10 protein-coding genes and 4 pseudogenes are annotated in these 13,961 nt (G+C 34.7%); all 14 read right to left on the bottom strand.

Annotated features, from left to right (window positions below; translation table 11 throughout):
• Positions 1-2 precede the first annotated feature (2 nt).
• The 14 genes and pseudogenes from hypF to JCM7501_RS03050 all read right to left on the bottom strand — a co-directional run bounded on the left by hypF (position 3) and on the right by JCM7501_RS03050 (position 13,858).
• Positions 3-2,256, bottom strand: a pseudogene (gene hypF, locus JCM7501_RS03115) (carbamoyltransferase HypF).
• Positions 2,214-2,870: a hydrogenase nickel incorporation protein HypB gene (gene hypB / locus JCM7501_RS03110; RefSeq protein WP_028992594.1), complete on the bottom strand. Its 657-nt coding sequence runs from the start codon at positions 2,868-2,870 to the stop codon at positions 2,214-2,216. The pseudogene hypF and the gene hypB overlap by 43 nt, the downstream one beginning before the upstream one ends.
• A gap of 1 nt (position 2,871) precedes the next feature.
• On the bottom strand, positions 2,872-3,213 hold the full coding sequence (hypA, locus tag JCM7501_RS03105; RefSeq protein ID WP_013150573.1) for a hydrogenase maturation nickel metallochaperone HypA: 342 nt from the start codon (positions 3,211-3,213) through the stop codon (positions 2,872-2,874).
• Positions 3,214-3,585: a 4Fe-4S binding protein gene (locus JCM7501_RS03100; protein ID WP_028992593.1), complete on the bottom strand. Its 372-nt coding sequence runs from the start codon at positions 3,583-3,585 to the stop codon at positions 3,214-3,216.
• A gap of 9 nt (positions 3,586-3,594) precedes the next feature.
• Entirely contained in the window at positions 3,595-4,677 is a 1,083-nt protein-coding gene (locus JCM7501_RS03095) for a hydrogenase large subunit (RefSeq protein WP_013150574.1), read from the bottom strand.
• A complete protein-coding gene (locus JCM7501_RS03090; protein WP_012995593.1) occupies positions 4,670-5,047 on the bottom strand; it encodes an NADH-quinone oxidoreductase subunit C in 378 nt (125 codons plus the stop codon). Before JCM7501_RS03090 ends, JCM7501_RS03095 begins: the two co-directional genes overlap by 8 nt.
• The gene (locus tag JCM7501_RS03085) at positions 5,044-5,511 is read right to left on the bottom strand and encodes an NADH-quinone oxidoreductase subunit B family protein (protein ID WP_028992592.1); all 468 of its coding nucleotides are present in this window, start codon (positions 5,509-5,511) and stop codon (positions 5,044-5,046) included. The genes JCM7501_RS03090 and JCM7501_RS03085 overlap by 4 nt, the downstream gene beginning before the upstream one ends.
• Before the next feature lie 5 nt (positions 5,512-5,516).
• Positions 5,517-6,369 (bottom strand): annotated as a pseudogene (locus tag JCM7501_RS15760) (respiratory chain complex I subunit 1 family protein).
• A pseudogene (locus JCM7501_RS15755) lies at positions 6,366-8,249 on the bottom strand (NADH-quinone oxidoreductase subunit 5 family protein). The pseudogenes JCM7501_RS15760 and JCM7501_RS15755 overlap by 4 nt, the downstream one beginning before the upstream one ends.
• Before the next feature lie 187 nt (positions 8,250-8,436).
• Positions 8,437-9,339 (bottom strand): DUF1848 domain-containing protein, encoded by a 903-nt coding sequence (locus JCM7501_RS03070; RefSeq protein WP_028992589.1) that lies wholly within the window; start codon positions 9,337-9,339, stop codon positions 8,437-8,439.
• Between the two features lie 95 nt (positions 9,340-9,434).
• A pseudogene (gene cimA, locus JCM7501_RS03065) lies at positions 9,435-10,996 on the bottom strand (citramalate synthase).
• 148 nt (positions 10,997-11,144) lie between these two features.
• Positions 11,145-12,059: an ABC transporter substrate-binding protein gene (locus tag JCM7501_RS03060; RefSeq protein ID WP_028992587.1), complete on the bottom strand. Its 915-nt coding sequence runs from the start codon at positions 12,057-12,059 to the stop codon at positions 11,145-11,147.
• Positions 12,060-12,078: 19 nt separating this feature from the next.
• A complete protein-coding gene (locus JCM7501_RS03055; RefSeq protein WP_012995600.1) occupies positions 12,079-12,717 on the bottom strand; it encodes an ABC transporter permease in 639 nt (212 codons plus the stop codon).
• 19 nt (positions 12,718-12,736) lie between these two features.
• Complete coding sequence (locus JCM7501_RS03050; RefSeq protein WP_281169092.1) at positions 12,737-13,858, bottom strand: betaine/proline/choline family ABC transporter ATP-binding protein; 1,122 nt, start codon at positions 13,856-13,858, stop codon at positions 12,737-12,739.
• Positions 13,859-13,961 lie beyond the last annotated feature (103 nt).

The following is a 13,961-nucleotide window of genomic DNA, read 5'->3' as shown; positions in this document are numbered from 1 at the left end:
GTTTATCCCTCCAATTTTTTACCCGCAATAACAGCCTGCCCTAATGAAATACCTCCATCGTTGCAAGGAACCTTGCTGTTAGAATAGGCTTCAAATCCTGAAGCAGTAAGCCTAGTCAATAGTTTTTTTAATAAATACCTATTTTGGAAACTTCCACCGCTTAATACTACTTTATTTATTCCGAATTCTTTTCTCAATTTTAATGCCAAATAAAACGTAAACTCAACAATAGAGTTGTGAAATTTTGTAGCAATTACTCTTCTGTCAACCCCATTTTTATAATCCTCATAGAGTTGACGCAATATTACCTCTGGATCTATTATATATTCCTCATCCCGATAAACCTCAAAATCATAAAAATCATTATCTTCAACTATTAAGCTCTCAAGCTCCATTGCACCTGCCCCTCAAAGAGCACTTGATCTCTTATGCCTATCAAAGAAACCGCCGCATCAAAAAATCTTCCCATACTGGACACATAAGGAGTGTTAATCTTCTTCTCAATCTGCTTCAAAATCAAATCAACTTCTTTAGAATCAAATTTTCCCACAAAATCTCTATAAAAATTTATATCCTTTGAAATAAAACCTAAAGCAGTTCTGTATATCTTTTTTATTGCCAATTCACCGCCGGGAAGCGGTTTATATTCTAAATGCCCTACTCTTAAGAAATCTTTTAAATCGCATATCAAAAATTCTGCACCCCATATATTCCCATCTACACCATATCCCGTACCATCATAAGCTATTCCTATAACTTTTTCCTCAAGATTGTACTCAGCCATACAGCTGGCAATATGGGCATGATGGTGCTGAACTTCAATAGAAGGTAAATCTAATGTCAAAGCATATTGAGTAGAAAGATAACCTTTATGCATATCATGTGCTATTACCTGAGGTGTCACTCTAAAAAGTCTTTTATACCTTTCTATTTGCTCTTTATAATATTCAAAAGTCTTTTCATTGTCTAAATCTCCTATGTGATGACTCACAAAAGCATAATGACCTTTCGTGAGGCAAAAGGTATTTTTGTAAAAGCCACCAACCGCCAGTACATTTACTTTAGCATCTTTTTTCAATAAAATTGGCTGAGGAGCGTATCCCCTTGCCCTTCTTATAATTCTCTCAGCACCTCCATTAAAGGAAGTGACTGAATCATCTATTCTGTTGACTATATCCCTATTGTTTAAAAGAAAAACGTCAGCTATATCCTTTAATTTTTCTAAAGCCTCTTTATTGTCTTTGCAAAGAGGTTCTTCACTGATATTTCCGCTTGTCATCACAATAGGAAAATTAATCTCTTCCATCAAAAGATAATGTATAGGAGCGTAGGGAAGCATTACTCCTAACGTATCTAATCCGTCAGCAACGCCTTTTGCAAGTTTTTCTCCTTTTTTCTTTAAAAGCACAATCGGCCTTCTCTGACTTAAAAGAAGCTTTTTTTCTTCTTCTCCTACAATGCAATACTCCTCTACCTGCTTTATGTCTTTCATCATAACAGCAAAAGGCTTTCCATATCTTTCTTTCCGAATTCTCAAACTAGAAACAGCCTTTTCATCAAGGGCATTTACTGCCAAGTGAAAACCACCTATACCTTTAATAGCGACAATTTTCCCCTTTTTAAGAGCAGCTACAGCACATTTTATTTCATCTTCCTTGCAACTTCCTCCTACAAATTCAAGCTTAGGACCGCAGTCAAAACAGGCAACAGGTTGCGCATGAAATCTCCTGTTATTGGGGTCATTGTATTCTTTCTCACATTTTTCACACATTGGAAATACTTTCATAGAAGTTTTAGATCTATCATAAGGAATATCCTCTATTATAGAAAACCTGGGGCCACAATTAGTACAATTTATAAAAGGATATCTGTATCTTCTGTCATTTGGGTCGTTCATTTCCTTTAAACAGTCGTCGCAGACCCCATATCAGGAGATACAGGAACAAATCCACCATCTTCTTTACTAGATATAATTTTGAAGTCTTCATAACCTCTAATTCCTAAGTCTTTTACTTCTATTTCATCGATAACAGCAAGGGGAGGAGGATTATCTTTTAACTCTTTTAAAAAATTATTGATATTTTCCTCTCCCCCTTCCACTTCTATATAAACTCCTGAAGACGTATTATAGACTATACCTCCTAAATGATACTTTTTGGCAAGAGTAAATACAAAAGGGCGAAAACCTACGCCCTGTACAATACCAGCAATTTCTATTTGTTTTGCCTGAATTTTTGATATTCTTCCTCTAACCATTTTGCAAGCTCTCCAAACCCTTCTCCAGTCCTTGCAGACACCTCAAAAATTGGTGCATTTGGATTTAAAGCTCGTACTCCATCGTAGAAAAATTTTTTATTAAACTCAAAATAAGGCAGCATGTCAATTTTATTCAAAACTACAGCTTTCGCTTTAGTAAACAGCAGTGGATATTTATAGGATTTGTCATCGCCTTCTGTTACATTTGCCATTGCCAATTTGAAGTCTTCCCCCAATTCAAATCCAGAAGGACAGATGAGATTGCCTACATTCTCAATGAACACTATGCCATTGTCAAAAGCCAAACTTTGAAGTGCCCTATTTACTGAACCAGCATTTAAATGGCATGACCCGCCTGTATTTATTTGTACAACTGGAATTTTCTTCTCAGCCATTTTTTTAGCATCAATATCAGAAGTGACATCCCCTTCAATGACACCACAAGGTACTTTAAGATGTTCTATTGCTTTTAAGATAAAGCTGGTTTTTCCTGTTCCCGGTGAACCTATTATGTTCACCATCAAGATATTTCTCTCATCTTTTATAGCTTTGTTCTCACTGGCAACATTGTTGTTTGCTTCAAGAACATCTCTAATAATTATTATTTCCTCCATACTACTCCACCTCTATGCTTTCTATATAAAATTCTTTTCCTTTGTCCACTAATACTCCTGTCGAACCGCACACAGGGCAATTGAAAGTAAAATTTACACGTTCAAATATGTTGCCACATTGTCCACACTTAAACTGTGCCTTTATTTTTTTAAAAACTAATTCAGCTCCTTCTGCCACTGTATTTTCACTTAATACACCAAAGTAAAATTGTATACTTTCGCTTTCAAGACCAGTAAGCTCTCCTATGACAATGGTAACTTTTGTAACTTTTTTTATCTCTCTTTTTTGTGCTTCCTCCAATACCATGTCCACTAGACTCTGCGTTACAGACAATTCATGCACTTATGCCACTTCCTTTTTATCCTTGGTGGGAGGATTCTTAGCTTCCTTTTTGTGAACTATTTCATATTTTTCATTGGATACAGCTCTATATTCTGCCTCCATTTTTAATGATTTCGTTGGGCAATTTTCAACACACGCACCGCAAATTACGCATTCAAAGGGTTGAAAAACCCATTTACCCTCTTTTCTATTTACCTGTATGCAATTAGAAGGGCAGACTCTTTGGCATATACCACATAAAATGCATTTGTCTATGTCATTCTTTATATGTCCTCTCGCTCTTTCAAAAGGCTCCCTCTTTTCAAAAGGGTATTTCCTTGTAACAGGTTTGTGGATAAGATTGCTGAGGACGTTTTTAAGCATATCCAACATCTATACCACCTACCTTTCAGTACAACTTATACAAGGGTCAATAGTTAAAACCAATACTGGCACATCCGCTAGTGAACTTCCTGGCAACATTTTTAAAAGTGCGGCTAAATTTGCAAAAGTAGGAGTCCTTATTCTAAGCCTCTCCAAGTTTTTCCCACCGCTAGATTTAAGGTAGTAAAACACTTCACCGCGGGATTGTTCAACTCTTGAAATAACTTCCCCTGCCGGCAAATTCCCCTTTACCTTTATGGCAATTTCTCCTTCTGGCATTTTATTTATAGCTTGTCTCACAAGGTCTATAGACTGGAATATCTCTCTCATTCTCACAATAGTCCTAGCATAAGTATCTCCATCAGTCTCTGTTACAGGTTCAAAGTCCAAATCGCCATAGGCAGCATAACCTGTCATTCTCATGTCAATAGCAACACCGCTTCCCTTTGCCACAGGACCTGTTGCTCCAAGAATATACGCATCATCTTTAGTAAGTACGCCAATTCCCACAGTCCTTTGTTTTATTGTATAATTATTCCTTACTACTTTGTTAACTTCTTTAAGTTCTTCTTCAATCTTGTCAAGCTCTTTTAATATCCATTTTGCTTGCTCACCATCTATATCTTTTCTTACACCGCCAATTATATTTACAGAGATAATTACTCTGTTGCCAGAAGTCGCCTCTAAAATATCCATGATTTTTTCTCGTATTCTCCAAGTTAACATAAAAAGATTCTCAAAGCCAAAAGCATCAGCCATAAGGCCTAGCCAAAGCAAATGGCTGTGAATCCTGTGAAGTTCAGCCCAAATCACCCTCAAATATTTTGCTCTTTCAGGAACTTCTATGTTTAAAAGGCTTTCTACCCCTTGGCAATAGGCCTGGCCATGCATTGCACTGCAAATCCCACAAACCCGCTCAACAACATAGACCATCTGATTGACATCCTTTTTTTGTGCCAGCATCTCAAGACCTCTATGAACATACCCAAAAGAAGGATATGCTTCCACAACTTTTTCATCTTCAACAACAAGTTTTAAATGTATAGGTTCTGGCAAAACCGGATGTTGTGGTCCAAATGGTATAGTACTCTTGTCACTCATTTTTATCACCTTTATTCTTTTTGATAATTTCTATACTTGCCTGAGGAGAAATAGGAGAATACTCACCTAAAAGCAGTAATCCTTCAAAATCTATAACCAGATTTTTAAACTTAAGGCCAAACATCTCTTGTATTTCATTTTCCACTAAAAGAGCTGCAAAGTATATTTTTGAAATACTAGGAACTTCTTCCGACGTATTTACATAAACATGAAAATTTTCCAGTTCATACTCTTTTGCAAAAGTATAAATTATCTTAAATTTCCCATCTTCCTCCAGACAAGTTTCTGTAACAAATCTATAACCATTATCATAGTAATACTTTGCTTCTTTTTCAATCTCATCAATTTTTACTTCTCTACTGTTAATCATTTTAACACCTCTTCAGCTTTTGCCATTTTATCATATTTTTCCTTTAGAATTTCAGTAGCTTTGTACAGGCCATCTATAATTGCTTCGGGTTTAGCGGGGCAACCTGGCACATACACATCCACGGGAATTACTTTATCTACTCCTCCTACAACATTATAACATTCCCTAAAAATACCTCCTGTAGCAGCACAAACCCCAACTGCCACTACTACTTTAGGTTCTGGCATTTGGTCATATATATTTTTCAAAACCACTTTATTCTTGTGATTCACAGTACCTGTAACAACTAAAATATCCGCATGTTTTGGATTGCCTACATTGACCATGCCAAACCTTTCCATATCGTAAAGAGGAGTCATGCAACTTAAAAGCTCAATGTCACAACCATTGCAGCTGCCACAGTCATAGTGTATAACCCAAGGTGATTTTTTAAATGATTTTTCTATAAACTCTTTTAAGCCCATACAAATCATCTCCTAAAGTATATATAAGCTACATTTACAATGGTAAGCAAAATACTTATGCTCCAGCTAAAAACCAACATCCATTTTACTGTCATTCTCGCACTAATATTGTCCAATACTATATCCGCAAAAAAGGTCGCTAAAGCAATAAGAGCACCTATCGCAAGGTTTTGTGACCACAGTATTGCAATCATAGCCAATATTAACACAAGCTCATACCAATCTGCAATTTGTATCAAACCAAGATACGGGCCCGAATAATCCGTCAAAATACCTCTTACCAATTCCTGATGGGCATGTTCTGAAGCTGATAAATCAAAAGGCGATTTTTTAACTTTATTGTCAATACCAAGCCTAACAATATAAACATCAACGGCAAATCCAAAAGTAATCTGCATGAATCATTATTTGTGCCAAATTAAAACTTCCTGTCACGTTGTATACTGCTATTACAAAAAATATAAGCATTGGCTCGTAACCCAGCATCTGCATAAGCTCTCTTTGCGCCCCTACCTGGCTGTAAGGTGATTTTGTCGAAAGAGCTCCTGCTATATAAAACACAACTCCTACAGACATTATAAATAAAATCATCAAAAGGTCAGTTTTTAATGCAAAAAGTCCTACCGAAAGAATCCCCGACAAAAGATACATATAAGCTGAAAACACTTGAAAGTCATTTACTAATAGTCTTTGTTTGTGCAAAAGTTTTATTACATCGTAAAAAGGTTGCCAAATGGGAGGTCCATATCTTCCTTGTATATGAGCGGTTAACTTTCTATCAATGCCAGACAAAAAACCACCAATCAGTGGAGCAACCATTATTGCTATGACAAATATTATAATTTTATACAAAGTCATAACAGGGCACCTCCCAAAATCACAGCAATTAAAAGAATGGAAACATAATTAAAATATTTCGTCAATGTTCCCTCATTTGTAAAAGTCGTAAAATAATAATTCTTTACATTATATCCACTCTCCTCTATATAATTAAGACCAGCCGTATAGGGAACAGTTTTTGCCGCAATTCTTGAAGCCTTTCTTATAGAAATCAATGAAAGTACAATTGCTATGCCAAGAGTTATGAAAATTGGATATATAGTAAACCCACCGGCTGAGGTATATAAATAACCTCTTACAGCCTTTAGTGCTACATTCATTTTCATAGTCAATAGCTGCGGCATCACCAACATGTTATAAAGATTAGAAACTATAAAACTTAACACAATAGCTATAGCTGTTAAGCTGTAAAGAGAAATACCGATTGTGGAATTCATACGTTCTTCTGAGCGCTTGCTAAAATATGTCCCTGACAAAAGATTTCCTATCCATCTGGTATAATAAAAGACCGTTAAAGCACTTCCTATCGCCAATATAAGGGAAATCAATATTTGCTTAGCTGCTACTTCTATTATAAGCCATTTAGAAACCAGCATCCCAAAGGCGCTGCCATAAGAGTTAAAATTCCTATAAAAGTTATTATTGTTGTTACAGGCATCCTATTTATTAAGCCTTTCATGTCTTCAATATTTCTACTTCCAATGTGTTGCTCTATTGTTCCAACGCACAAAAATAACAAAGCTTTGGACACTGCATGGAATATCAAGAGCAATATAGCTGCAGCAATAGCGCCAGAAGTATTAAGCCCGATACTTGCTATCATAAGTCCTAAATTTGACACAGTAGAATATGCTAATATCCTTTTAGCATTACTTTGACTTACAGCAAGGAAAGCCGTAGCTATAAAAGTAAAAGCACCATATATTGCTATAAAGTCGCTCAACAAAGTACTTCTAAAAAGTGGCGAAAACCTCAGTAGAATATATATACCTGCCTTAACCATTGTACTGGAGTGCAAAAGCGCTGAAACCGGTGTTGGAGCACCATTGCGCCAAGAAGCCAACTCTCAAAAGGCAGTTGAGCAGACTTAGTAAATGCTGCAAACGCTATAAAAAACATGGGTAGAAGTATATAAGTAGCGTCTTTTATACTCAATACTTCTACTAAAGAAATTGTATTGTAGTTTGTATAGATAAATATTATACCTAATAAAAGGGCAAAGCTCCCATCATATTAATCCACAATGCCCTCGAAGCATTTTTAATAGCCCCTTCAGTCTGGTCATGGCCTATTAACAGGAAAGAACTTAGTGTAGTTATTTCCCAAAAGAAATACATCCACATCAAATTATTTGAAAATACTATCCCATTCATAGCTCCTAAAAATACAAGTATAATAGCAAAAAACCTTGGCTGTCTTGTAGGAGAAACTTTTTTTTCTTCTTCATGATGGTCCATATATCCAAAAGCATAAATAGTTATTAAAGAACCAACAATAGATATGATTAAATTCATAATGATAGAGAGTTCGTCTACAAAAAACATCGCAATTTTATGTTCTTTTAATCTAAAAAATTCAAAGTATATTAAAGGAACAAGTTGTAATACCGCAAAAAAAGTAGCTTTCCATTCTTTAATTTTAAAAGAAATATAAATCACATAAAGCAAAAGAACAAAATCCCCTACTTTGATAGCCAAATCCATTACATTGTAATAAGTCGTGTAATTAAAAACGTCTGGTACTTTCAATGTCGTCAACATAATCAAAGATAACGCCACGATTACACTTAAAGATACTACAATAAAAGCCTTTCTTATAAAAGGTTGTCTCAAAAAAAGAATAATAATACCCGCTATAATAGGAAGTATAGTACCTAGCAGCAGCAAATTAGACTGCATAAAAACACCTCTCTTAAAATTTACTAGTTTGAATCTTGCATATTGTATACACGATTATAACTAATTAATATCCTTTTTAAAATAATTATAAGTCCGCCTTCGTATAAAGTCAATAACATTAGATAATATTTATCACAAAATAACAATATTCTTTTTGTTATTATTCTAGCAAATAATATTTTTTCTTTTAAACTCCACTTCTCTCTTTTACTATGTCTCCATCTACCAAATTGCTACACAACAATGGATAATTTACATCATATTGCTTTAAATTTATTTTTATAGAACTCGTCTTCTTGTTTGCATAGCAATAAATACAACCATGTAAACAAGTATCATAAGCGCCAATATCAACGCTTTCTGCACATCCACAAAACTTCCTTTGATTTTTATCTTTTCCTACATTAAGCTTTTTCCCCGAAAGTTCCCCTATTAAATCCGGATCTATACATCTTGCACGCTCTATACCATAGTAGGATAACTCCAATTCTTCAGCACAGGTCTCAAGTTGAATTGAGTGCTCTTTCGCTATTTCATAAAATCTGTGTGCAATTTCTATTTTTTGTTTCTTGGTTATCTCATAAGCACCTATTCTTTCTAAACTCTTACGTACTTTAGGATAAAAAGTCACAAAACTGATTATGCATTTTGAAGTGTAGTTATAAAGTTCAGACACTATCTCATTAAAATTTTTCACATGGTAATCTATATCAAACTCCTTAGTTAAAATAATAGGGTCATACCTTAAAATAACCCGTTTTTTCCCTATTTCTCTGGACAACCTCTTAAAAACTTCAATGGCATAAGATCTTTCCGGCACTTTTTTTTCTATTTTTTTATCATAAGGATTTAAAGTAAATTGAAAATAATAAGTATAGTCCTCTATTAAATACAATTTTGGTATCATTTTGTCTGGATTTTTTGTCCAAAACACAATGCCATCTACTGCATCTTTCTTTAAAGAAACTTTACTGACTTGATGAAAATTAAAAGGATTCCTTACCAAAACATAACCTTCTTCAATTCTTTTAAAAAACCAATCGCTGTAAAAAGCTGGAATATCCGTTCTCCTGCTTGCACTTATTATCAAGAGGTACTCTCCTTTCATAAAAAAGCGGAGATATTGACAGGCTCACTTTTACTTTAACACCTTAATAAACTTATGTCAATTTCTCCGCATATAAATCAATTCTCCTTATTTAGTTTATATTCTATTGAATCAACAAGTGCCCTCCAACTAGCTTCAATAATATCTGTAGAAACTCCAATCGTGCTCCAAGAATCTTTTCCGTCTGTAGACTCAATTATAACCCTCACTTTAGCAGCAGTCGCAGAATTAGAATCCAAAACCCTCACTTTATAGTCTGTCAACCTCATCTCTTTTATCTGTGGATAAATCTCTCCAAAACCCTTCTTACAGCATTATCAAGAGCATGCACTGGTCCGTCGCCATCCGCAGCGGCTATTTCTTCCACTCCATCTACTTCCACCTTTATAATTGCAAAAGAATTAACACTATTGACAGAAGGTTCATTTACAATAACTTTAAATTCTTTTAAATTAAAGGCTGGCTTGTATCTTCCAAGGACTTTTCTTATCAAAAGTTCTAATGAGCCTCCTGCATTTTCATATTGATACCCCAAATACTCCATTTCTTTTAGCCTATCAAGAATTAATTTTGTCTCAGGTGAATTTTTTTTGATGGTTGGGTCTATCTCGTTTATAGCATTTAAAACTGCTCCTCTTCCAGCAACTTCAGAAATTAAAAAGGTTCTGCTATTTCCCACTAAAGACGGGTCAATCAGTTCATAAGAATAAGTATTTTTATTTACAGCATCAGCATGCATTCCAGCTTTATGGGCAAATGCGTTTTTTCCCACAAAAGGTGCTCTTTCATCGTGAGCAACATTTGCAATTTCACTTACAAACCTCGCTAAATGAGTCAATTGTTTTAGATTTTCATCAGGCACACATTTATATCCCATAAGTAATTGCAAATTCGGTACCAAGGTACATAAATTCGCATTGCCACATCTTTCACCATAACCGTTTATTGTACCTTGTACTTGTATTGCCCCTGCCTCAACTGCCATTATGGAATCTGCAACAGCCATTCCGTTATCATTATGGCAGTGTATCCCTACTTCTGTATTAAATTTATCCACAACAGTTTTTGTTATTTCATAAACCTCCATAGGAAAAGCTCCGCCTTTTGTATCGCACAAGCATACACTGTCTGCTCCCGCCTCTAATGCTACTTCTAATGTCTTTAAAGCATACTCTGGATTTTGTTTGTAACCATCAAAAAAATGCTCTGCATCAAATATAACTGACTTACCTTTGTCTTTAAAAAACTTTACTGTATCATAAATCATTTTTAAGTTTTCTTCTAAAGTGGTTTTCAAAATTTCTATAACTTGAAAATCCCATGACTTGCCAAAGATAGTTACTACCTCTGTGTCAGCATTTAAAAGTGAAATTACATTGGCATCTTCTTCGGTAGTTGTATTTGCTCTTCTTGTGCTACCAAAAGCAATTAATTTAGCATTTTTTAATTTAATATTTTTAACTCTTTCAAAAAATTCAATATCTTTAGGATTAGACCCAGGGTTACCTGCCTCAATATAGGCCACACCAAACTCATCAAGCGCTTTAACTATTTTTAATTTATCTTCCACAGTAAAAGATATGCCTTGTCCTTGAACTCCGTCTCTTAATGTTGTATCGTATATGCGTAGGTTCTTCACAATGCATCCCCCTTTATACCTTTTCTATGTATAGTACATATTTTATCAAATTGAACTGATAAAGTGAAGAAAATTTATTTTTAATTCTTAAAATAAAATAATAAAGCTTCCTGACCGACTAAATTCAGGAAGCTTTACATTTCTGCTGCTAAATTAATCCCTTTTCTTTTAGAAATTCTTTTGCCACCTTTGCTGCATCTTGCCCTTCACCATCGACTTTGTAATTAAGTTTTTGCATTTCTTCATCAGAAATTTGATTTGCCAATTTGTTGAGAACATCTTTTAATTCAGGGTGTTTGTCTAACACATCTTGCCTAATAATTGGTACAGCATAATAAGGTGGGAAAAAGTGTTTATCGTCTTCTAGTATTTTTAGTTTATGAGATACTAGCAATCCATCAGTAGAAAAAGCATCAATAACCTGAACTTCATTATTATCTATCGCTGTATATCTTATACCCGCATCCATAGATTTTGCATCTTTAAACTTAAAATTATACACTTTTTGTAGACCAGGATAGCCATCAGGCCTTTCCAAAAATTCCATTGTAGCTCCCAGGATTAACTTATCGCTAATTTTAGCTAAATCTGAAAAAGTCTTTAAATTATATTGCTTTGCCAATTCATCCTTTACAGCTAAAGTATAGGTATTATTGAATCCAAGTGGCTTCAACCATACTATATTCCATTTGTCTTTATATTCTTTCTTCACTGTTTCATAAGCTTTTTCTGGATCAGTAGTAGGTTCCATCCCTAATATGTCCACCAAACCTGTCCCTGTATATTCAACATAAATATCTATTCCGTTATTCGCACCTCCCCTTTTTATCGCCTCAAAGTTTACATTTGTACCGCCAAGGTTTAGTTTTCGCACTACTTTGAGATCGGTATGTGCTTCAATCATTTCGGCAACCATATTAGCTACGATAATTTGCTCTGTAAAATTTTTTGATCCTACAACTACAGTATCATTTGCATTCCTTTGAGAACTGCCAATACCGCAAGATGCCATGAAAGTAACAGCTAAAATAAAAACCAAACTTAATAGCAAAATTCTTTTCATTTAAAATCTCCTCCTTTTTTTATTTTATTCCCTTTGGAGTTACTATCTTTTCTACTAAAAGTAAAATATAGTCTATCAATAGTGCCAAAATCATTGCTGGTATTGCACCTGCTAGTATCATCTGGTTATTCACCATAGATATCCCCCTGTAAATCAATTGACCTAAACCACCGGCTCCAATCAACGCCGCCAAAGTAGTAAAACCAACGGCTGTCACAGCTGCTATTCGAATACCTGCCATTATAACAGGTAAAGCCAATGGCAGTTGCACCATCCTCATTAATTGTATCTCCGTCATTCCCATACCTTTACCCGCTTCGAGTATAGCTTTATCTATATTGACAAGACCTGTATAGGTATTTTTTATAATTGGTAGTAGTGTATACATAACTATCATAACTATTGAAGGAGTTGAGCCTATACCTAAAAAAGGCACCAAAAATCCCAACAAAGCTAAACTTGGAATTGCTTGTACAGCATTGGCTAATCCAATGACAAATGAAGAAGTTGAAGGAAATTTTGCAATCAAGATACCTAATGGTACTCCTATAGCTATAGCTATAATCAGAGCCATAACAGATAATTGAATATGCTGAGTTGTTAAAATTAAAATATCGTCAGCTCTATCTTTCATAAAATTTATATATTCTGCCAACACTATTTAAAAGTCCTCCTTCCTATTCTGCATAATTTGCACCTAAATAATTTACCAGGGCACTACGCGTGATCAAGCCTTGGAGCAAATTATTTTCATTCACTACTGGTACATATCCTATATTTTTTTGCGCCATTAATTTAAGAACATCTAAAATTGAATCATCAGGTTTGACTGTATAAACATTTCGAGTATAAATCTCTTCTATCCGTTTTGCAGTGTTTTTATTAGCCCTTATATCCTCCGCTGTTACTATGCCTAAAAGTTGATTTTCTTTATTAACCACTAAAATACTGTCAACACCACTATTACTCATAATTTCTATCGCTTGTGCAAGAGTCCTGGAAGGAAGAGCCTTTATTGGATTGGTAATCATAATATCTTTTGCTAAAACATGCTCTGGTTGTATCCACATTCGTTTTTTCCCTATAAAATTCTCCACAAATTCATCTGCTGGATTTTTCAATATTTCTTCGGGAGTATCAAATTGCACTACTTTTCCATCTTTCATTATACAGATCCTGTCACCTAATTTTAACGCCTCATCCATGTCGTGAGTTACAAATACAATGGTCTTTTGCAACTTTTGCTGCAATTCAAAAAGTTCTTCTTGTAACTGAGACCTTGTAATAGGGTCCAGGGCACTAAAAGGTTCATCCATTAAAATGATGTCTGGATCTGCAGCCAAAGCCCGTGCAACTCCTATCCTCTGTTGTTGCCCACCAGATAATTCTTTTGGATATCTGTTCATATACTCTTCTGGAGGCATTCCTACAAGATGCATTAATTCCTTTACTCTTTCAATTCTCTTCTTTTTTGGCCAATTTTTAAGCAAAGGAACTAATTCTATATTTTGCCCTACTGTCATGTGGGGAAGTAAACCAATTTGCTGAATCACGTATCCAATATTCCTGCGAAGTTGTATTGGGTCTATCTGAGAAATATCTTGGCCGTTTATAAATATTTTACCAGAAGTTGGTTCAATTAAGCGATTTATCATTTTCAACGAAGTGGTTTTCCCACAACCACTCGGTCCTATCAAAACCACCAATTCATTATCTTTTATTTCTAAATTTATTCCTTTTAATATTTCAGTTTCTCCATATGTTTTTACTATATTTTCAAATCTTATCAATGCTACCACGCCTCCTTTCTAAGTGACAACCTATATTATATAATAAAGTTGTCAGTATGTCAATAAAAGGCATTACCAGCTAGGTTATTTCCTCCTTTTTTTATTCTTATTT

Origin of the sequence: Thermoanaerobacter thermocopriae JCM 7501 (assembly GCF_001310975.1) — a bacterium.
In the GTDB taxonomy this organism is placed as follows: domain Bacteria; phylum Bacillota; class Thermoanaerobacteria; order Thermoanaerobacterales; family Thermoanaerobacteraceae; genus Thermoanaerobacter; species Thermoanaerobacter thermocopriae.
This window is presented reverse-complemented; position numbering and strand designations above follow the sequence as displayed.

Excerpts from the sequence above, each read along its gene's own strand:
- hypB (WP_028992594.1), bottom strand. The coding sequence starts at position 2,870 with ATGGAGGAAATAATAATTATTAGAGATGTTCTTGAAGCAAACAACAAT.
- JCM7501_RS03100 (WP_028992593.1), bottom strand. The coding sequence starts at position 3,585 with ATGTTGGATATGCTTAAAAACGTCCTCAGCAATCTTATCCACAAACCT.
- JCM7501_RS03095 (WP_013150574.1), bottom strand. The coding sequence starts at position 4,677 with ATGAGTGACAAGAGTACTATACCATTTGGACCACAACATCCGGTTTTG.
- JCM7501_RS03090 (WP_012995593.1), bottom strand. The coding sequence starts at position 5,047 with ATGATTAACAGTAGAGAAGTAAAAATTGATGAGATTGAAAAAGAAGCA.
- JCM7501_RS03085 (WP_028992592.1), bottom strand. The coding sequence starts at position 5,511 with ATGGGCTTAAAAGAGTTTATAGAAAAATCATTTAAAAAATCACCTTGG.
- JCM7501_RS03060 (WP_028992587.1), bottom strand. The coding sequence starts at position 12,059 with ATGAAAAGAATTTTGCTATTAAGTTTGGTTTTTATTTTAGCTGTTACT.